Origin of the sequence: Pseudomonas sp. R2-60-08W (assembly GCF_003852335.1) — a bacterium.
Lineage (GTDB): Bacteria > Pseudomonadota > Gammaproteobacteria > Pseudomonadales > Pseudomonadaceae > Aquipseudomonas.
On sequence record NZ_CP027731.1, the window covers coordinates 744,152 to 764,778 of the forward strand.

Annotated in this window: 16 protein-coding genes; 9 read left to right on the forward strand and 7 right to left on the reverse strand. The window is 63.6% G+C overall.

The window, feature by feature from the left end:
• Nucleotides 1–109: 109 nt before the first annotated feature.
• Complete coding sequence (locus tag C4J90_RS03190; protein WP_124419204.1) at nt 110–1,453, reverse strand: MATE family efflux transporter; 1,344 nt, start codon at nt 1,451–1,453, stop codon at nt 110–112.
• A gap of 278 nt (nt 1,454–1,731) precedes the next feature.
• Between C4J90_RS03190 and C4J90_RS03195 the strand changes: the two genes are divergently transcribed.
• A complete protein-coding gene (locus C4J90_RS03195) occupies nt 1,732–6,627 on the forward strand; it encodes an alpha-2-macroglobulin (protein ID WP_124419205.1) in 4,896 nt (1,631 codons plus the stop codon).
• Between the two features lie 139 nt (nt 6,628–6,766).
• Here C4J90_RS03195 and C4J90_RS03200 read toward each other — a convergent pair whose 3' ends face one another.
• The gene (locus C4J90_RS03200; RefSeq protein ID WP_124361105.1) at nt 6,767–7,060 is read right to left on the reverse strand and encodes a hypothetical protein; all 294 of its coding nucleotides are present in this window, start codon (nt 7,058–7,060) and stop codon (nt 6,767–6,769) included.
• Nucleotides 7,061–7,150: 90 nt separating this feature from the next.
• Here C4J90_RS03200 and pbpC point away from each other — a divergent pair, with 90 nt between their 5' ends.
• The 6 genes from pbpC (at nt 7,151) to C4J90_RS03230 (ending at nt 13,948) form a co-directional block, all read left to right on the forward strand.
• A complete protein-coding gene (pbpC, locus tag C4J90_RS03205) occupies nt 7,151–9,481 on the forward strand; it encodes a peptidoglycan glycosyltransferase PbpC (RefSeq protein ID WP_124419206.1) in 2,331 nt (776 codons plus the stop codon).
• Nucleotides 9,482–9,587: 106 nt separating this feature from the next.
• The gene (locus tag C4J90_RS03210) at nt 9,588–9,896 is read left to right on the forward strand and encodes a MazG-like family protein (protein WP_048723087.1); all 309 of its coding nucleotides are present in this window, start codon (nt 9,588–9,590) and stop codon (nt 9,894–9,896) included.
• On the forward strand, nt 9,889–10,638 hold the full coding sequence (locus tag C4J90_RS03215) for a methyltransferase (RefSeq protein ID WP_124419207.1): 750 nt from the start codon (nt 9,889–9,891) through the stop codon (nt 10,636–10,638). The genes C4J90_RS03210 and C4J90_RS03215 overlap by 8 nt, the downstream gene beginning before the upstream one ends.
• 24 nt (nt 10,639–10,662) lie before the next feature.
• The gene (locus C4J90_RS03220; RefSeq protein ID WP_124369448.1) at nt 10,663–11,265 is read left to right on the forward strand and encodes a DUF4136 domain-containing protein; all 603 of its coding nucleotides are present in this window, start codon (nt 10,663–10,665) and stop codon (nt 11,263–11,265) included.
• 44 nt (nt 11,266–11,309) lie between these two features.
• Complete coding sequence (locus C4J90_RS03225) at nt 11,310–11,867, forward strand: DUF4136 domain-containing protein (RefSeq protein ID WP_124413740.1); 558 nt, start codon at nt 11,310–11,312, stop codon at nt 11,865–11,867.
• A gap of 98 nt (nt 11,868–11,965) precedes the next feature.
• Nucleotides 11,966–13,948: a pilus assembly protein TadG-related protein gene (locus C4J90_RS03230; protein WP_124419208.1), complete on the forward strand. Its 1,983-nt coding sequence runs from the start codon at nt 11,966–11,968 to the stop codon at nt 13,946–13,948.
• On the opposite strand, the gene C4J90_RS03235 is transcribed toward C4J90_RS03230, so the two are convergent.
• Together C4J90_RS03235 and C4J90_RS03240 are read right to left on the reverse strand one after the other, a co-directional pair.
• Complete coding sequence (locus C4J90_RS03235) at nt 13,945–16,677, reverse strand: PAS domain-containing sensor histidine kinase (protein ID WP_124419209.1); 2,733 nt, start codon at nt 16,675–16,677, stop codon at nt 13,945–13,947. The two genes, C4J90_RS03230 and C4J90_RS03235, sit on opposite strands and share 4 nt — an antisense overlap.
• Nucleotides 16,674–17,114: a TadE/TadG family type IV pilus assembly protein gene (locus C4J90_RS03240; RefSeq protein ID WP_124419210.1), complete on the reverse strand. Its 441-nt coding sequence runs from the start codon at nt 17,112–17,114 to the stop codon at nt 16,674–16,676. The genes C4J90_RS03235 and C4J90_RS03240 overlap by 4 nt, the downstream gene beginning before the upstream one ends.
• A 75-nt stretch (nt 17,115–17,189) precedes the next feature.
• Here C4J90_RS03240 and C4J90_RS03245 point away from each other — a divergent pair, with 75 nt between their 5' ends.
• Together C4J90_RS03245 and C4J90_RS03250 are read left to right on the forward strand one after the other, a co-directional pair.
• Complete coding sequence (locus tag C4J90_RS03245; protein ID WP_177413022.1) at nt 17,190–17,660, forward strand: prepilin peptidase; 471 nt, start codon at nt 17,190–17,192, stop codon at nt 17,658–17,660.
• A gap of 125 nt (nt 17,661–17,785) precedes the next feature.
• Nucleotides 17,786–18,559: a response regulator transcription factor gene (locus C4J90_RS03250; RefSeq protein WP_124361114.1), complete on the forward strand. Its 774-nt coding sequence runs from the start codon at nt 17,786–17,788 to the stop codon at nt 18,557–18,559.
• Nucleotides 18,560–18,727: 168 nt separating this feature from the next.
• On the opposite strand, the gene C4J90_RS03255 is transcribed toward C4J90_RS03250, so the two are convergent.
• From C4J90_RS03255 to C4J90_RS03265, 3 genes are read right to left on the reverse strand one after another with little or no spacing between them, the layout of a single operon-like run.
• Nucleotides 18,728–18,997 (reverse strand): DUF3613 domain-containing protein, encoded by a 270-nt coding sequence (locus C4J90_RS03255; RefSeq protein WP_124419211.1) that lies wholly within the window; start codon nt 18,995–18,997, stop codon nt 18,728–18,730.
• Between the two features lie 2 nt (nt 18,998–18,999).
• Complete coding sequence (locus C4J90_RS03260; protein WP_124413747.1) at nt 19,000–19,722, reverse strand: tetratricopeptide repeat protein; 723 nt, start codon at nt 19,720–19,722, stop codon at nt 19,000–19,002.
• 10 nt (nt 19,723–19,732) lie between these two features.
• Nucleotides 19,733–20,626, reverse strand: a complete 894-nt coding sequence (locus C4J90_RS03265; protein ID WP_124413748.1) for a type II secretion system F family protein — start codon at nt 20,624–20,626, stop codon at nt 19,733–19,735.
• Nucleotide 20,627: the final 1 nt, after the last annotated feature.

Here is a 20,627-nt window from a genome sequence, read left to right on the forward strand (position 1 = left end):
AAAATATGGGAGGGGGCTTGCTCCCGATAGCAGTGGATCAGTCAGAACATTAGTGGCTGACACACCGCAATCGGGAGCAATCCCCCTCCCACATTTGGATTGCATTTCTTCAGTTGGCGCCCAGCCACAGTCCTTGCCGATTCAACCGCCACGCAATCGCCCACAGCGTCAAACTGCGCACTGCCATGAACACCAGGAAGGTTATCCACAACCCGTGGTTGCCCAACCCCTGCAGTGCCCAGGCGATCGGCAGCACCAACAGCACCGTCAGCAACATCCCATTGCGCATTTCCCGCGCCCGCGTTGCGCCGATAAACAGCCCATCCAGTAAATAACTCCACACCGCAATCAACGGCAATACCGCGAGGTAGGGCAGGTAGATATCGGCGGTTTCGCGCACGCTGGGGATATCCGTCTGCATGGCGATAAACACATGGCCGCCGAAGGTAAAGAGCAATGCGAAGCCCAGGCTGGCGATTAATGACCAGCCACAGGCCACCACCAATGAACGTCTCAACGCCTGGCGATCATGCGCACCGATGGCGTGGCCGCACAGGGCTTCCACCGCGTGGGCCAGGCCGTCCAAAGCGTGAGCGGTCAGCAGAAGGCCGTTGAGCAACAGCGCATTGGCCGCCACGGTGGCATCGCCCAGGCGCGCACCTTGTACGGTGATCATGAAAAACACCGATTGCAACGCCAGGCTGCGGATAAAGATGTCGCGGTTCACCGCCAGCAGCGGGCGCCAGCTTTCCCATCGCTTCAATGCGGCCCAGGCGATATAACCGGGGTAGGCGCGCAGGGCTTTTTGCGTGAGGGCCAGGCCGAGCAGGGCGCCGGTCCACTCGGCGATCACCGAGGCCCGGGCCGAACCGACCACGCCCCAGTCCAGGCCGAGTACGAACCACAGGTTCAGCGCGATATTGACCAGGTTGGTGGTCAGCAGAATCGCCAGCGGCGCACGGGCGTTCTGGGTGCCGAGGAACCAGCCGACCAGCGCATAACTGGCCAGTGCCGCAGGCAGACCAAACAGGCGCGTATGGAAGAATTCGCGGGTCAGCTGGTTCAGTTCGGCGGAGGGCTGCATCCACTCCAGGGCCAGGTGGCTCAGCGGAATACCCACGGTGCCGAGCAACATCGCCAACCCCAGCGCCAGCAACAAACCCTGCAGCAGGATCTGGCGCAAGGCCGCGCCGTCATTACGCCCGGCGGCCTGGGCGGCGAAACCGGTGGAGCCCATGCGCAGGAAACCCATGGCCCAGGCGAGGAAGGTGTACAGGCTGGCCCCGACGGCCACGGCGCCCAGTTGGTGAGCGTGGGGCAGGTGGCCGATGACCATGCTGTCGACCAGGGCTACCAGCGGCACGGAGATATTCGACAGGATCATCGGCGCGGCCAGGGCCCAGACACGGCGATGGGTGGGGCGGTGGCGCCAGTCGGCGAGCAGGGCGGTCATGAAGGCTCCTTGGTGGAGCGGCATTGTACCCGGCCCTCAGTCGCACAGCAGATCCAATGTGGGAGGGGGCTTGCCCCCGATGGCGGAGTGTCAGGCACAGACTCATCCACTGAGAGACCGCATTCGGGGGCAAGCCCCCTCCCACATTTTTTGATCTCCATTGACGGTGGGATTGGGCTTGGCCCACCCTCCGTCGGTCAATGTGACCGGCGCCACAACGGCTTGGCCGGCGCTGATATATAGTTCACCCCCCGGTTTCCTCTGACGACGAGTGCCCCATGCTTAACAAAGGATTGTTCCTGGCCTGCGCGCTGGCCCTGCTGAGCGCCTGCGATTCTTCCGATAAACCGTCTGCGCCTTCCGCCCCGGCGGCGAGCGTGGCGCCCAAGCCGGCCAAGGCGGCGGTGGATGTGGCGGCGTTGAAGCAGCGCTACGCCGGGCGCGAGTTGAGTGTGGTGGACGTGTCCGAGGTGCAGCTGGACGGGGCCAGCACCTTGTCGGTGAGTTTCTCCATTCCCCTGGACCCGGATCAGAAGTTCGCCGACAAAGTCCATCTGGTGGACAGCACCTCGGGCAAGGTCGATGGCGCCTGGGAACTCTCCGACAACTTGATGGAATTGCGCCTGCGTCACCTGGAGCCGCAGCGCAAGCTGGTGCTCACGGTGGACCCCGGTGTCAGAGCGGTGAATAACAACCTGCTGCCCGCCGAGTACAGCGCCCGCCTGGAAACCCGTGACCTGCAAGCTACCGTCGGCTTCGCCAGCCGCGGCACATTGCTGCCCACGCGCCTGGCCGAAGGCTTGCCGGTGATCGCGCTGAACGTCGACAAGATCGACGTCGAATTCTTCCGCATCAAGCCCGAGTCCCTGCCGTCGTTCCTGGCGCAGTGGGGGCGCAATACCAGCCTGCAAAGCTACGAGTCCCGCGAATTGCTGCCGATGGCCGATCTGGTCTACGGCGGGCGTTTCGACTTGAACCCGGCGCGCAACACCCGCGAAACCCTGTTGCTGCCGATCGCCGGCCTCAAGCAATTGCAGCAGCCCGGTGTGTACCTGGCGGTGATGCGCGCCTCAGGCACCTACAACTATTCGCAACCGGCCACGTTGTTTACCTTGAGCGATATCGGCCTGTCGGTGCACCGCTACGCCAATCGCCTGGATGTGTTTACCCAGGCGCTGGAAGGTGGCAAGGCGCTGAACGGCGTCGAGCTGGAAATTCTCGATGCCGAAGGCCGTGTGCTCGGCCAGGGCAAGACCGAAGACGGTGGCCACGCCGAGTTGCCGCTGCCGAAAAAAGCCCAGGTGCTGCTGGCCAAACAAGGCGAACAGACCAGCTTATTGCGCCTCGACAGCGCCGCGCTGGACCTGGCCGAGTTCGACATCGCTGGCCAGCCGTCCCATCCGCTGCAGTTTTTTGTGTTCGGCCCGCGTGACTTGTACCGCCCCGGCGAAACCGTGCTGCTCAACGCGCTGTTGCGCGACAAGGACGGCAACGCCGTCAAGCCGCAACCGGTGAGCGTCGAAGTGCGCCGACCGGATGAGCAGGTCAGCCGCAAGTTCGTGTGGGACGCCGACGCTTCCGGCCTCTATCAATATGCGCTGCAACTGGCCGGCGAAGCACCGACCGGGCGGTGGCAGTTGGTGTTCGACCTGGGCGATGGCAAGCCGCAGCTGTATGAGTTCCTCGTCGAAGACTTCCTGCCCGAGCGCCTGGCGCTGGAACTCAAGGGCAGCGACACCGCGCTGAGCCCTGCGGATGACCCGGTCATCCAGGTCAACGGCCGTTATCTGTACGGCGCGCCGGCCTCGGGCAACCGGGTCAGTGGGCAGGTTTATGTGCGCCCGCTGCGTGAGGCGGTCAAAGCCCTGCCGGGCTTCCAGTTCGGTTCGGTCACCGAAGAAGAGCTGAGCCAGGATTTCGAACTGGACGAAAGCACGCTCGACGCCAAGGGCCAGGAAGAACTGACCCTGGAAAGCAAATGGGCCGAGGCCAAGTCGCCGCTGCAACTGATCGTGCAAGCCAGCCTGCAAGAGTCGGGCGGGCGGCCGATCACCCGGCGCCTGGTACAGCCGATCTGGCCGGCCGAGCACCTGCCGGGCCTGCGCGGGCTGTTTGACGGCACTGAAACCAACGGCGACGGCCCGGCGGAATTCGAAGTCGTGGTGGCCAACCAGGACGGGCAGAAACTCGCCGCGCAGAACCTCAAGGTGCGTCTGGTGCGTGAGCGCCGCGACTACTACTGGAACTACTCCGACAATGATGGCTGGAGCTATCACTACAACGAGAAATTCCTCAACCTCGACGAACAGACCCTCGACATCAAGGCTGGAGATACCGCCAAGGTCAGCTTCCAGGTGGAGTGGGGCCCTTATCGCGTGGAGGTCGAAGACCCGCAGACCGGCCTGATCAGCAGCCTGCGCTTCTGGGCCGGCTACCAGGCCCAGGACAACACCGAAGGCGGTGCCGTGCGCCCCGACCAGGTCAAGCTGGCGCTGGATAAACCTGCCTATGGCGATGGCGACACGGCCAATGTCACCGTCACCCCGCCGGCTGCCGGTAAAGGCTATCTGCTGGTGGAGTCCGCCGAAGGGCCGCTGTGGTGGCAGGAAATCGACGTGCCGGCCGAAGGCAAAAGCTTCGCCGTGAAGCTCGACCCGAAATGGTCGCGGCATGATCTGTACGTGAGCGCACTGGTAATCCGTCCAGGCGAGCGCAAAGCCAATATCACCCCCAAACGCGCGGTGGGCCTGCTGCACCTGCCGTTGGATCGTACCCAGCGCAAGCTGGGCCTCACGCTGACCGCTCCGGAAAAAATGCGCCCCAAACAGCCGCTGACGGTGAAGATCGCCGCCAGGAATGCCGACGGCAGTGTGCCCAAGCAGGTGCATGTGCTGGTGGCCGCGGTGGACGTGGGCATTCTCAATATCACCGAATACCCCACACCCGATCCGTACGCCAGCCTGTTCGGCCGCAAGGCCTACGGCGTGGACCAGTTCGACATCTACGGCCAGTTGATCGAAGCCGGGCAGGGTCGCCTGGCCAGCCTGGCGTTCGGTGGCGATGCGGCACTGGCCAAGGGCGGCAAGCGCCCGGACACCAGCGTGACCATCGTCGCCCTGCAAAGCGCGCCGGTCACCCTCAACGAAAAGGGCGAGGGTGAAGTCAGCGTCAATATTCCGGATTTCAACGGCGAACTGCGCCTGATGGCCCAGGCCTGGAGCGATGATCGCTATGGCATGGCGCAAGCCAAGACGGTCATCGCCGCGCCGCTGATCGCCGAGCTGTCGGCGCCGCGCTTCCTGGCCGGGGGTGACCAGACCACCTTGGCGCTGGACCTGTCCAACTTGTCCGGTAAGGCGCAGAAACTCGAGGTGCAACTGACCGCCGAAGGGCAACTTGAACTGGCCGGTAACGGCGCGCAAACCGTCGAGCTGAAACAAGGCCAGCGCACCACCCTTCGTATCCCGGTAAAAGCCTGGGGCGGTCTGGGGCAAGGCAAAGTTAAGGTCACGGTCAATGGCCTGGACCTGCCCGGTGAAAACCTGCCGCCGTTCAGCCGTGAATGGACCCTGGGCGTGCGCCCTGCTTACCCGGCGTTGCTCAAGCATTACCGCGCCGTGCTCAAGGACCAGCCGTGGAGCTTGCCGGCAGGCACCCTGGAGCAGTTCGACAGCTCGGGACGCGAGGCGTTGTTGAGCCTGTCCAGCCGGCCGCCGTTGAACCTCGGCGCGCAGATCAGTGCGCTCAAGGCTTACCCCTACGGCTGCCTGGAACAAACCGCCAGCGGTCTGTACCCCTCGCTCTATGCCGACGACGCGCTGCTCAAACGCCTGAGTATCAAGGGCGAGCCGGATGCCGAGCGTAAACGCAAGATCGAGCTGGGCATCGAACGCCTGCTGGGCATGCAGCGCTACAACGGCAGCTTCGGTTTGTGGGGCGCTGACGGCGAGGAAGAATATTGGCTGACCGCCTACGTCACCGATTTCCTGCTGCGCGCGCGCGACCAGGGTTTTGCCGTACCGGCCGAGGCGCTGAAGAAAGCCAGCGAGCGTCTGCTGCGCTACGTGCAGGAGCGCAACCTGATCGAAGTCGACTACAGCGACAACGCCGACCACACCCGTTTCGCCGTACAGGCCTACGCCGGCATGGTCCTGGCGCGCAGTCAGCAGGCGCCGCTGGGGGCCTTGCGCAGCATCTTCGAACGCCGCAGCGATGCGCGTTCCGGCTTGCCGCTGGTGCAGCTGGCCATCGCCCTGCAGAAAATGGGCGACCAGCCGCGTGCGGACCAGGCGTTGCTCGCGGGCCTGGCGGCGCAGCGCAGCGCCAAGGAATGGTTGGCCGACTACGGCAGCCCATTGCGCGACCAGGCGATGATCCTGGCCTTGCTGGAAGAAAATGACCTGGCCAAGGGCAAGCGCGAGGAACGTTTGTTTACCCTGGCGGACCAGTTGGCGGCCAGCCCGTATCTGTCGACCCAGGAGCGTAATTCACTGTTCCTCGCTGGGCGCCTTGGGCTCGCCCAGCCAGAGGCGAGCTGGCAGGTGTCGCTGACCGGCAGTGGCGCGGTGCGCGAACTGAACAATCAGCAATCGACGCTGCAACTGGATGACAAGCTGCTGTCCAGCGACTTGACCCTGAGCAACCAGGGCGAAACGCCGGTGTACCAGCAACTGACCCTTTCCGGTTATCCACAAGTGCCACCGGCAGCGGGCGGCGAGAATCTGAGCATCCGTCGCGAATACCTGGGCATGAACGGCCAGCCGCTGAACCTGCACAGCCTCAACAGCGGTGATTTGGTGTTGGTGCACTTGGCGGTCAGCGCCAAACAACGGGTGCCGGACGCCCTGGTGGTGGACCTGCTACCGGCCGGCCTGGAACTGGAAAACCAGAACCTGGCGCAAAGCGCCGCCAGCCTGGAGAACGCCGGCAGCCAAGTGAAGGAGTGGCGCGAATCGATGCAGAACGCCTCGCTCAAGCATCAGGAGTTTCGTGATGACCGTTATGTGGCGGCCATGGACCTGGATGGCTATGGGACGACGCACTTGCTCTATCTGGCGCGGGCTGTAACGCCGGGCACCTACCGTGTGCCGCCGCCGCACGTGGAGTCGATGTACCGGCCGAACTGGCAGGCGGTGGGCGAAACCCCGGCAGATATGGTGATCAAGGGCCGCTGATCGCTGAAGTTGAAATGGAGATCCAATGTGGGAGGGGGCTTGCCCCCGATGGCGGTGTGTCAGTCACCCTATGCATTGACTGAACTACCGCTATCGGGGGCAAGCCCCCTCCCACAGGGATTGTGCGGTGTGTGTGGGATCAGTGCACGACCCAGCTCAACAACCACAGGCCCAGCACCAGCCAGATGATCCCGATAATGACCGAGGCGCGCATAAAGGCGCGTACCGCCGAGTACAGGAAGAGCAGCCCGACGATCAGGGTAAGGATGCTGATGATCGAGGTGTCCATGCCCAGGGTGCGCGACAAGCCATCGATAAAGTTGCCGCCGGCGTGGGTCAGGGCTCCGAACAAGCCGCTCAGACCGTCGACGATAAAGCGGATGACGGCGCCGAGCGCCTGGCCCAACCACTCGAAAAAGCTTTCTACCTGCATGTGCGTGTCCTGATAAGAAGGTGGGCGTAACTGTGCCTTTGGTCGTTGTGGCGTCAGGCGAGTTCCCTACAAGCATAGAGGTTTGCCCGCTTGAATTTGCGTTTTGTTGCCCGCTGGACACTGCTGAGCCTGTTGTTGGTGATTGCCCTGCTATGGCTGGCCGACCGTATCTGGCCTTTGCCGTTGCCCCAGGACGACCTGGCCCGGGTGGTGTTGGCCGAGGATGGCACACCACTGTGGCGCTTTGCCGATGCCAATGGCGTGTGGCGCTATCCAGTGCAAACCAGCGAAGTCTCACCGTATTACCTGGACGCGTTGCTGACCTACGAAGATCGTTGGTTCTATCGGCACCCCGGGATAAATCCGTTGGCATTGGCGCGGGCGACGTGGCAGAACCTGAGCGGCGCACGGGTGGTGTCGGGCGGCAGTACGTTATCGATGCAAGTGGCGCGTTTGCTCGATCCGCATTCGCGTACCTTCCTCGGCAAGTTGCGTCAGCTGTGGCGTACCGCGCAGTTGGAGTGGCACCTGTCCAAGGAGCAGATCCTCAACCTGTACCTGAACCGCGCACCGTTCGGCGGTACGCTGCAGGGCGTGGCGGCGGCCAGCTGGGCTTATCTGGGTAAATCCCCGGCGCAATTGACCCACGCCGAAGCGGCCCTGCTCGCGGTATTGCCTCAGGCACCGAGCCGCTTGCGCCCGGACCGTCACCCGCAGCGCGCCCAGCAGGCCCGCGACAAAGTGCTGCGCCGCCTCGCCGAGTTCCAGGTATGGCCGCAATCGGCGGTGGATGAGGCGCTGGAAGAACCGCTGCTGCTCGCGCCGCGCCTGGAACCGAGCCTGGCGCCGTTGCTCGCGCGGCGCTTGAACCGTCCCGACAGCCCGCCGCTGATCCGCACCACGGTGGATGCCACGTTGCAGCGCCGTCTGGAAGACCTGCTGTTGGGCTGGCGCGCACGTTTGCCCGAACATACCTCCGCTGCGATCCTGGTGGTCGAGGAGGAGACCATGGCCGTGCGTGCCTACCTCGGCTCGGTGGATATCAATGACGCCAAGCGCTATGGGCATGTGGACATGATCAGCGCGCTGCGCTCGCCCGGTTCCACCTTGAAACCCTTTCTCTATGGCATGGCACTGGACGATGGCTTGATTCATTCCGAATCCCTGCTGCAGGACGTGCCGCGACGTTACGGCGATTACCGGCCGGGCAATTTCTCCATGGGCTTTACCGGGGCGGTGCCGGCGAGTACGGCGCTGTCCAGCTCGCTGAACCTGCCGGCAGTGCAATTGCTGGAAGCCTACGGGCCGAAACGCTTCGCCGCGCAGATGCGGATCGGCGGCATGCCGCTGGCGTTGCCGGCATTGGCCGAACCGAACCTGGCGCTGATCCTGGGGGGCGCGGGCAGCCGCCTGGAAGACCTGGTCAGCGGCTACAGTGCGTTCGCCCGCGACGGCAAGAGCGCCACCCTGCGCTTGCAGCCGGATGACGCGCTGAGGGAGCGGCCATTATTGTCGCCGGGAGCGGCCTGGATCGTGCGGCGTATTCTCAGCGGCCAGGCGCGCCCCGACCGCGACCCACGGGCCGAACTCGTGCAACGCCCGACGCTGGCCTGGAAAACCGGCACCAGTTATGGCTTTCGCGATGCCTGGGCGATTGGTGTCGGCCCGCGTTACCTGATCGGCGTCTGGATCGGTCGACCAGACGGCACGCCGGTGCCGGGGCAGTTTGGCCTGGCCTCGGCAGCGCCGTTGATGTTGCAGGTGCATGACGTGCTGGCCAACCGCGACAGCCAGCGCGGCATCAGCGCAGCCGTCAAACCGGTGCCGGCCAATGTCGGCGTGGCGGCCATCTGTTGGCCGCTGGGCCAGCCGATGAGTCGCAGCGATCCCAATTGCCGTCGCCAGCGCTTTGCCTGGACACTGGACAACACCACGCCGCCGACCTTGCAGGCGCTGGACCAACCCCTGAGCGTGGGGTTGATGGAAAACCTTTGGGTCAACGCCAAAGGGTTACGCGTCGATGCCCATTGCCCCGGCGCAGAAGCGAACAATATCGCCCTGTGGCCGGCGCCGCTGGAGCCTTGGTTGCCCAGGGCGGAGCGCCGCGAAGCGCGCATCCCGGCAGCCGACCCGGATTGCCCGCCGCCGGCCTTGGCCGCCGCTTCGCCGTTGTCTATTGTGGGCGTGCGCGAGGGCGATCAACTGCGTCTGCCCGCTGCCAGTCAACAGGCGCTACGCCTGAAAATCTCCGCCCTGGGCGGTAGCGGGCGGCGGTGGTGGTTTCTTAACGGGGCGCCTTTGGGTGACAGTGCCAACCAGGATTTCATCAATGCCAGTTTCGAGCGATTGGGCCGTTATCAACTGAGTGTTCTGGATGAGGCGGGGCAAACTGCCAGGCTTGAGTTCAGTGTGGTTGATTAGGGCCTCATCGGGGGCAAGCCCCCGATGGCATCCTCAAGCCCACCACCGCTATTCACTTGCCTTCAATCTCCATCCCCCTGAAGCTATACCCATTCAGGAGCCCCCAATGAACCTCGAACACCTCACCGAACGCCTGCACCGCATCCGCGATACCAACGATTGGAAGCAGTTCCACAGCCCGAAAAACCTGGCCATGGCCGCCAGTGTGGAAATGGCCGAACTGGTGGAGATCTTCCAATGGCTGAGCGAAGACCAGTCGCGCCAATTGCCCGCCGATAAGCTGGCTCACGCCGGCCAGGAAGTCGGTGACATCGTGCTGTACCTGCTGTTGCTGTGCAGTGAGCTGGGCCTGGACATGAACGAGGTGGTGCGCGCCAAACTGGCCGACAGCGAACGGCGGTTTGCCCATGAGTGATCGGCATTTCGACCAGTTGGCCACGCGTTTCGCCGAGAAGATCTATGGTGGCGCCAAGGGCGCGATTCGCCTGGCAGTGTTGCAGGCCGATCTTACCGAGGCCCTGCCGGACCGCCCGTTGCGCGTACTGGATATCGGCGCGGGGTTGGGGCACATGTCGTTGTGGCTGGCCGAACGCGGCCATCAGGTAACCCTGGCCGAGCCCGCCGAGCCCATGCTCGAAGGCGCACGCCAGCGTTTCGCCGACGCCGGGCAGAGCGCCACGTTCATCCACGCGCCCTGGCAAGACTTGCTCGGCCAACTCACCGAGCCCTACGACCTGGTGCTGTGCCATGCGGTGCTCGAATGGCTGGCCGAACCCCACGCGATCCTGCCGGTGCTGCACCAATTGACGCTGCCCGGCGGCTGGCTGTCCCTGGCGTTTTACAACCGCGACGCGCTGATCTACCGCAACCTGCTCAAGGGCCACTTTCGCAAGATGCGCAAGAACGATATGGCCGGCGAAAAGCAGAGCCTCACGCCGCAGCAGCCACTGGACCCGCGGGAATTGGCGGCGCAACTCGAAGGGCTGTGGCAGGTCGAAAGCCAGAGTGGCGTGCGCGTGTTCCACGACTATATGCCGGTGGAATTCCAGGCGCGCGCCGATCTGCAGGATTTGCTCGAGATGGAGCTCGCTCACCGTCGTCACCCAAGCTTTGCCGGACTTGGGCGTTATTTGCACTGGGTGTGCCGTCCGGTTTAAGCGGCCCAGCCTGCGGAGGTCGAAATGCGTCGTCTCGGTTTGCTCCTGTTGTCTCTCGGGTTAGGCGCCTGTTCCAGCCCTAACCCTTATGTTGCCGCTTCGGCGCCGATGCCACCGGCCCCGGCGCAAGCGGCCACGACCTTCGATGCCAGTGCCTACCCGGCGCCGGTGCGCGACTATGGTGCCTACCGCAATTGGGCCTGGCGTAACGGCCAGTTGCCGGCCGGCACCGCGTGGGCGGATTCGGCCCAGGTTGCCGAAGCGGTCAGCGGCGCACTGGACCAGCGCGGTTTGCGCCCGTTGCATGACAATCGCGCGCCGGACCTGTTGGTCAGCGCCGATGTGCGCCTGGAGAAACGCCTGCGGCAAGTCCAGGATGACTATGGCTACGGCTATGGCGGCTACAACCGTTATGGCAATGGCTACGGCATGTACAACTCGGTGCCGATGGTGCGTACCTATGAAGTGCAGGTCGTGGTGGTGCGGGTCAATCTGTTTGACGCCCGCAGCGGCCAGCCGGTGTGGAGCGCCAGTGCGGAAACGGGCAGCCAGGGCAGCCTGAGCGAGCGTGCGGATGCGCTGCGCCAAGCGGTACAGAAGGCACTGACGGCGTATCCTCCGCGTTAACCGCTATTCTCATTTAAAGCCGGACCGATCGTTGGAGAGCCATCATGTTTCGTCGTATCGCTACGCTTGCCGTTGTGCTGCTGCTGGGCGGTTGCCAGAGCAACCAGGTCAACCACGATTTTGACGCCAGCCGCGACTTTGCCGCCTACCGTCACTGGGCCTGGAAGGAGCCGGCGCTGCAATACCGCCCGGATGACCCGCGCATCAAGAGCGACCTCACCGAGCAACGTATCCGCCAGGCCGTGGGCGAGCAGCTTGACCAGCGCGGCCTGCGCCCAGCAGCGCCCGGCACCAAGGCTGACCTGAATGTGCAGGCCTACCTGATCGTCGAAGACCGCCAGCAACAAGTCACCACCAACTACGGCGGTGCCTGGGGCGGGCCATGGAATGGCTATTGGGGCGCGCCGATGTACAACGAAACGCGCAACATCACTTACAAGGTGGCGACCCTGCAGATCGACCTACTCGACGGCAAGGACGGCAAGCTGGTGTGGCGTGGCAGTGACGAACAAATCATGGCCAGCTCGCCGAACCCCCAGGACCGCAGCGCGGCCATCCGCAACACCGTGAGCAAAATCCTCGCTAACTACCCGCCGCGCTGATCCTGCCCTTTAGAAGCGCTGCGCCGACAGCGCGTCTACACTTATCGATACCCTAAGGAGAGTAAGCGCACGGCAACTCGCCGGCACAGGAGTGCTCGATGTCTCCCCGACTTCATGGCAAGCAACGCGGCGCCATCGGCTTGATGGCGGTCGGTGTGTTGGCAGTGGTGTTGGCGTTCACGTTGCTGGCGGTCGACAGCGGACGGCTTTACCTGGAAAAGCGCAGGCTGCAAGGGGTGGCGGACACGGCAGCGCTGGAAGCTGTCAGCCGCGACGGCACTTGCGCGGCCGGCCTGAGCGCAGCGGCGTATGCGGCGCAAAGCGTGGCTCGTAATCAATTCGTGGTGGGTAACGGCAATACTTTGGTCACCCGTTGTGGCGCCGTGACCACCGGCGCGTCCGGCCAGCGCGTGTTCGCGGCCAATCCGGCGCTGTCAGCGGCGATCGAAGTGGTGGTCAGCAAAACCGTCACCACCAGTGTCGCCGGCGGCGTGTGGTCGTTGTTTTCCGGTACTCCGGTCAGTCTCAATACCCAATTGACCGCTAAGGCCGTGGCGGCGAAGCCCACGCCACCGATGGCCCAGTTGAGCATCAAAAGCACCCTGACCAGCGTCGATACCGCCAGCGCCGGCTCGTTGAACGCGGTGTTCAGCGGGTTGCTCGGCGGCGCGGTCAATGTGTCGGTGCTCGGCTGGAATGGCTTGCTCGACAGCAACATCAATATGCTCAGCTACCTCGACCAGTTGGCCCTCGACCTGCACGTGGCCGCCGGTGACTACACCCAGTTGCTCAACACCACAGTGACCGCCTCGCAGTTGCTTCAATCCGCCATCAGCGTGCTGGGTAACAGCCCGTTGACGGCGAATGCCGTGACCGCGCTGGGCATTATCAAGGTCGCGGCGACCAACCCGGTGCCGCTGACCGTCGGCACAATCCTGCAGGTGCAGACCGGCACCACCGCTGCTGCGCTGAATGCCAACCTGCAGGTGTTCCAACTGGTCCAGGGCGTTGTGCAGTTGGCCGGCAGCCAGAGCGGGGCGGCGGTGACTTTGCCCATCAATGTGTTAGGGCTGGCCAATGTCACCACGCAAATCAAGGTGATCGAGCCGCCGCAGCTGTCGGCCATCGGCAATCCGATGCTCGCGGCGGCCAACCCATTGGGCCCGAACAGGATTTTTGTGCGCACTGCGCAACTGCGCACGCAGATAACGGTGAGCTTGCCGGTGCTCAACAGCGTGGCCGGCTTGACCACGGCGGTGAATGACCTGGTGGGGCCGCTGACGCCGGTGCTCAACGGCCTGCTGAGCCTGAACCTGGTGACCACGATCAACTCGGCATTTTGCCTGCTGGGCGCCGGTTGCCAACAACTGGACATCATTGCGGTGCCGGGTAACGTGCCGCTCAAGATCGTGCTGGATGCCGGCGGCGCCAGCACTTATGTCACCGGCTACACCTGCCCTACGGGCAGCGCGGGCACCAAAAGCCTGACCGCCCACACCATCAGCTCGATCGCGTCGTTGAATGTCGGCAACATCAGCAACGCATTTTCTTCCACCCTGCCGATGAGCGTGGCGCCTCTGCCGCTGGTCGATATCGGCATCAAGACCTGCCACAAAATCCTTGGCATCGGCAGTTGTGACCCGCGTGTGGCGTTTGCTGGCGGCGGCATCGCGATCAACCTGCAAAGCACTGTGGCGGGCAGCAACAGTGAGCAAAACCTGGTATTTTCCAGCACCACACCGTTCGCCACGCCGCCTGATGTGGGGCTTGCGCCCAGTTATCAATCGGCTGTGCCGGCTGCAAATTTGGTGAGTGGCCTTTCCGCCGCGCTCAATGGCGTCGGCATCACGGCTTATCGACCCGTGGGGAGCAACCCTTTGGGAAGCGTGATCGCAAGCACGGTGTCGTTGCTCAGCGGTGTCTCCGCCCTTGTGACGCCCGTGTTGAATAATGCCCTGAGCCCATTGCTCAACCCAATCCTCAATAACCTGTTGAACAGCCTGGGCATCAGCCTGGCAAGCGTGACCGTGGGCGCCAACCTGAGCTGCGGCCAGGCCGGCGAAGCTTACCTGGTGATTTAAACGTCGCTGGCCCTGGGCAGTTCCACGCAAAACCGCGCGCCGTGCTCGCCGTTGCTGACGCTGAGGCGTCCGCCCATGTTTTCGACGATGCCGTAGCTCACCGACAAGCCCAGCCCGGTGCCCACGCCAATCGGCTTGGTGGTGAAGAACGGCTCGAAGATGCGTTCCAGCAAACGCGGGTCAATGCCACCGCCGTTATCTTCGACCCAGATGCGTACGTGGCGGCTGTCGTGTTCGGTGTGCACTGCGATCCAGGGGCGCAGGTCCGGGTGCTTTTGCTTCAGGCTCAACAGCGCATCGCGGGCATTGACCATCAGGTTGATCAGCACTTGTTCCAGCTGGTCGGCGTAACCTGTGACCTGCACCGAACCGTCCGCCTGGGTCAGTTTGACCTCCACGCCTTTGCCGCGCAGGCCTTCGCTGAGCAGCGACAGGGTGCCTTCCACCGCGTGCGCCGGGTCGAAGGGCTGCTGCTCGACTTCCGAGCGGCGGCCGAACACGCGCATATGGTCCACCACCCGCGCCGCGCGTTGCACCTGTGCGTCAATGCGCTGGAGTTTTTCCGTCAGGTAGTCGACCTGCACGTCGCCATTGCCCAGGCGCTTGAGCACGTTGACGACGGCCATGCGCATCACGTTCAGCGGCTGGTTGATCTCATGAGCCAGGCCGGTGGCCATTTCGCCGAGGGTGGCCATTTTCGCGCTTTGCGTCAGCTGCTGCTGGGCGCGTCGCACTTCGGTGTTGTCGCGGCCCACGGCCTGCACTTCAACCAGATGGCCGTGCTCGTCGAACACGCCACGGTCCGACCACACCCACCAGGCATGCTCGCGCCCCGGCAGTTGCAGGCTGATTTGCGCCGTGCTCACGGGAAATTCCGGGGTCAGTTGCTGGATGCGCAGCACAAACGCCGCGCGTTGCTCGGCCGACAGCCAGTGCCCCAGGTTCAGTCCCGGCAATTGCCCGGGCCGGCATTCCAGGTAATTGGCCAGGGGCGTATTGCCAAAGGTCAGGGTCAGGTCCGGACGGTAGCGGCAGATCATCGCCGGGGAGTCTTCCACCAGGATGCGGTAGCGCTCTTCGCTGGCCTTGACCTGTTGCGCGGCCAACGTGGCTTCGGTGACGTCCAGCCACAGGCCGACCGCCTCCACCGGCAGGCCGAGGTCGTCGCGCAGCAATTTGGCCTCGTCGAGCAGCCAGTGGTAGTCGCCCTGTTTATCCTGGACCCGATAGCGACTGCGCACGCTGCCTTCGCGCAACAGTTGGCGCGTGCGCTGGAAATACAGGTCACGGTCTTGCGGGTGGACCCATTGCACCAGGCTGTCGTGGCTGCATTCGGCGAGGGTGCGGCCCAGCAGCGGCAGCAGGCTGTCGCTGAAAAACACCGGCTGCAAGGCGCCGTTCACGTAGCGCTGTACGTAGATCACCGCCGGCGAACTGGCGATCAGGTTATCCAGGCGGGCATGGGCGGCGTCGGCTTGCAGTTGCTGGTTTTTGATGTCGCTGATGTCGAGCATGAAGCCGATGCAGCGACGCTGCTCACCCGCGCCCAGCACCTGGCCCTGCACGCGGTACCAGGTGGGTGGTTGGTCGCTGTCGCCACGGTTGAGGCGTACGCTGGCGAGCAAGGGTTTGCCAAGGGCTTGCAGGTCGCGCAGGCGGCTGTGCAATTCCTCGCGATCAGCGGGGTGGATGAGGTTGAGCCAGGTGTCCAGGGCTTGCCGGGTCGGGCCGTCTTCGGGGCCCAGGTTGCGCAGCAATTGCGGCGCCAGCTGGATCTCGTCGCTGGCGGGCAGCAACTCCCACCAGCCGGTGCCCAGCAAGCCCTGCAGGGCTTCCTGGCGCTCCAGTTGCAGATGATGGCGGTGTTCGCGCAGGCGGCTGAGCAGCGGGGCGGCGAGGGCGGCGGCGAGGTTCAGCCAGTCACGCTCGCGGGTGTCGGGTTCACCGCTGTAGGCCCCGCACAGCAACCACGCGGCGACGCCCTGGCTATCGCGGTAGGGCACGAGGAACCCATCGGCATTGCCAAACACGCTGTGCAAGCGTGGGTGTTCACCGCGCCCGTAAAGTGCCTGCAGGCTCAATGGGGTGGTGCCGTTGAGGCTGTCCAGGCAGGTCCCGAGGCGCTGGCCGGGGTGCCAGAACAGCGGCGCGTCATGCTGGGCGTATTGGCTGTAGATCATCCAGCCCTGGTCCTCTTGATCGAGCAGCGCCAGGGCGATACAGGGGATTTTCCAGCGCTGCGCCACACTGCACAGTTGTTCGTTGAACACATCGGGCAGTCGGCTGAGGCTGCACACGCGCAGTTGCTCGCTGACCTGGCTGGCCAATTGCTGATTCTGTTCGCGCTGCTCGGCCAGTTGCCGCCCGTCAAGCAAATCGCCGATATCCACCGCGTGCAGCCGCCACCCTTGGTCGTCAGGCTCAAGGCTGCCACGGGTGTGCAACACCTGCCCGGCGCTGCCCTGGAAATCCAGGTCAAGGCTATGGCGCTGCCAGTCAGCGGGAACGCCCTCCACTGCCAGGGCGCTATGGGCCCACAGCAAAGCGTGCAACGGCGTCCCTGCGGCAAAGGGCGCCAGGTGTGAGCGCAGTGTGCCGCTGATATCGAGCACTCGACCTTGGGCATCCAACAGCACCTGCAAACCGGCCGAGGGCGCCGCCGCAGGCGCGATCGCCAGCGCGCTGCCCCGGCCGAGCAAGCGCCCGAACAGTTTGTCCCCGGAGGTCAAAATTGCAGGCTCGACTGTGCCTGCAGCGTCACCGGCAACTGCGGCACGCTGCCAATGCCGGGCAGCACAATGAACGGCATCACCGCCTGCAGATTGGCCGAGGGGTAGTTGATCTGCACCTTCAGCAGGCCACCCACGAAGGTGGTGCTGACCTGCGTCGCCGCGTTGAAGTTATACGCGTTGGGGATCCAGCGCAGGCGTTCGTTGATCGCGCTCTTGGCGGTGCTTTGTACCGCAGCGCTGTAGCCCGGCATGGCCGGGTCCAGCCTCACGCTCAGGCGCACGGCCTCGGCGGTGGCCTGGTTGAACGACTGCAATAACAGCAACGGCAGGCTATAGCTGACCATGCCGTAGAACACGGCGAAGAACATCACGAACACCGCGACGAACTCAATCGCGGCCGTGCCTTTCTGTTTGTGGGGGAGGCTAGTTTTCATCACCGCGTCTACCCTGACGGCTACTACTTGATATCAGCATAGAATCAATCGGCAAAAAAGGATGTTTTTTACGTGATCCAAGGTGCGGTGGTGCTGTTGTGGTTGGGGCTTTGCGCAGTGCAGGACACGCGGCAGCGATTGCTCGCCAATCGCCTGACGCTGGGCGTTGCGGTATTGGCGGGGATCTACCTGTTCTGGACCGGCAGCACCTGGCTCGGTGCCTCCGTCGGCGAAGGTCTGTGGGCGTTTATTCTGGCGCTGCTGTTGACCTTGCCGGGGTACGCCTTGGGCCGTCTTGGCGCTGGGGATGTGAAGCTGCTCGCGGCCTTGGCCCTGGTGTCGGATGCCGAGTATTTGTTGGGCTCGTTTATCGGCGCAGCGGTGGCGAGCGGGCTGTGGCTGTTGCTGGCGCCAAGGCTCTGGCCGCTTATGAGTCAACGGCTTGCGGCTTGCCTGGGGCACCTTGCGCCCGCACCGTCAAAAAAACTGCCGTTTGCGCCGTTTTTGCTGGTCGGATTTGCGCTTGTCTGGTTTTGGATTCATTGAATGACGGAAGGGATTAACGCTATGTACATAGTTGGAAAGTACGTCTACGTTTAATAAAGCGTTGTATAGGAATATTCGTGGTTAAGGATGGGTCAATCTTTTGGCTGCCAGGCATGGAGTAGCGTGTGGACAAGCTTAATTCTGCGGTAAAAGTGCTTGTAGTCGACGATCAGCCGTTGATCGTGGAAGAGCTTTGCGAATTTCTTGAAAGCAGCGGGTTGCGTTGTGTGCCGTGTGAGTCCAGCCAGCAAGCCTTGACACGTTTCAGCGAAGACACCGAGATCGGCCTGGTGCTGTGTGACCTGCATATGCCGGAGATGGATGGCATCGAACTGGTCCAGGCCCTGCAAAAAGTGGCCGGCCGGCAGCGGGTCTTCGAGGCGATCATGCTGACCGGGCGCGCTGACAAACAGGACGTGATCAAGGCCCTGCGCGCCGGGATCGCGGACTACTATCAGAAGCCGATCAATCTGGACGAGTTGCTGGAAGGTTTGCAGCGCCAGCTAGCCGCGTTGCAAGAGCGCAAGAACGACCTGCAACTGGGGAACCTGAACCAGAAGCTGCAATTTCTATCCGAGTCGATCAACGACCTGTACCAGGACCTCGATAAAGTGCGCCGCAATCCTAAGGGTGAAGAGGCCACGACGGAAGAAACCGGGCCGGTGGAAATTCCGGCGATCTTCAATCAGCTGTCACCGCGTCAGCTGGATGTGGCCAGGCTGGTTGGCAAAGGGCAGACCAACTATCAGATTGCCTGCGAGCTGGGCATCACGGAGAACACCGTCAAGCTGTATGTGTCGCAAGTGCTGCGGCTGACGCATATGCACAACCGTACGCAGTTGGCGCTGGCGTTATCGCCGAGTAATTCGACGCTGCGCCAGCGGGTGACGGCTCACTGAGTGATCGTTCCCACGCTCTGCGTGGGAATGCCTCCTGCGACGCTCCGCGTCGCGCCCACCGCGGTAATGCGCACAGCTGACGCAGAGCGTCACGGGCTACATTCCCACGCGGAGCGTGGGAACGATCATCCCACGCAGAGCGTGGGAACGATCACCAACGATCACCACTCAGTTGTCCCCTTGGGTTTTCCCGCCGATCTTTTGCTCGAAAAACTCCGGAATCTCATGCTTGAAACTGTCCACCCAACGCTGTGCGGCCACGTCGCGTTCGGTGGCAGAGGCTGACTGTGGCGTCGCTGACGCGGCTGTCCCGCTGACCTGCAACGCCAGCCAGTTCTCCGTGACGGCCTGCTGCGGCGAGGAGGGGCCGGGCTCGATGGCCATGACACCGAGCGGCAAGGCCAGCACGGCCAGGCTTGCGAGATAAGGCAGTTTCATCATCAATTCCTCGGGTTGCTGTTGGCGTCGCTGACTCTGGCGATCTGGTCCTTGGCCTTGGCGGCGGTCGCGCTTGAAGCCTTGAGTTTTTCGGCGCGGGCCTGGGCTTCGGTGACTTGTTCGGGCCCCAGGCCCATCTGGCTGACCACCTGCGCGGCCTGCTTCCAGTTGTCTTGATAGATCAGCAGCGTCACCAGGTTGATCGCTGCCAGTGGGTCGCTTTGCTTGAGTTCCATGGCGGTCATGAATTCAAACCGCGCGTCGTCCAGGCGCAGTTGGTTGAGGTACACCACGCCCAGGTCATTGCGGATTTTCTCGTCGGTGGGCGCCAGCCGCGCCGCGCGCTGCAAGTGGGCCATGGCCTGGGCGTTGTCGCCTTTGGCCGAGGCCAGTTGCCCCAGGCCGTGTTCGCCTTCGGCGGCCATGCAGGTGCCGAGCAGGCTGCGGTACAGCGGCTCTGCCTCGCTGCGCCCGAGCAAACGATAAGCCTTGGCCTGGCGCAGACGCACCTGGGGCAGACTGGCCGGCAAACTCTGCAGGTTGGCCAGGCTGGCGTGCAGTTTGCCGTCGTTGGCCATTTCATCGGCCAGGCTCAACGACAACTCGTGTTCGGCGCCAGGCTTGGGGCAACTGCCGGGGGCCGTCAGGGCGCCCCATGGGGTTTGGCCATTGGTGGCGCACCCTCCCAGCAGCAACAGGCTCAAAGCAGCTATCAAGGCTTTCATCGGGCGCTCCTCATAGGTTACTCAACGCCCGGGTAATACCGATGAAGGCCGGCCCCCCGAGCACGATCAGCAAGGCGGGAAACAAAAACACCATCATCACCACCGACATTTTCGCCGACATCTTCGACACGAATTCCTGGATGCGTGTCAGGCGTCGGTCGTCGAGCAATTGCTTGAGCGCCAGCAATGACTTCATCGCACCGCCGCCCTGCTGGATCAGTTGCTGAAGGATGATGCAGGTGTCGGTGAACTCATCCACGGCCAGCAGCCTGGCGGTCGTGCCCAGTTCCTCACTGAGTTCCAGGCCGGAGTCGACCCGGTTCAGGATCAGCCGCAGTTCATGGGTCAGGGTCGGCAGCAGGTGTTGCGCTTCGATGCTCAACACGCGCAACGCCTGTTCGACCGCCATGCCCGATTCGAACAGGATCCGCAGTAACGGAATAAAGGTCGAGACTTCCTGGGAGATCCGCAGCTGACGCGCCTTGGCCACGCTGGCCAGGATGCGCTTGGGCAAGAGGTAGCCGACGCCCAGCGCGATCAGGGGCAGCAGCCACGGCGAGCCACTTTCAGGAAACAGCAACGGCTGAGCGATCAGGGCCACGACCAACAGCAGCACCGGCGTGCCGATCTGGAAGGCGGCGAACATCGAACGCTGGCTGGCGGTGCGCCAACCTATGCGGTTGAGCAGCGTCTGGGTTTCGTTGTCGAGGCTGACCGAACGTTGCGCGAGGGGGCTGTTGCCCAACTGGCGCATCATCGCCCCGAGGCGGTGTTCGCGGCCCAACTGGCCCTGCAGGCGTTGGGCAACCAGGCGCTGACCACGCCGATGTTTGACCAGGTTGGCCAGGAGCAGCGCCAGGGCGGCCAGCAACAACACGGCGCTGATCAGCAGCGAAATAGCCATC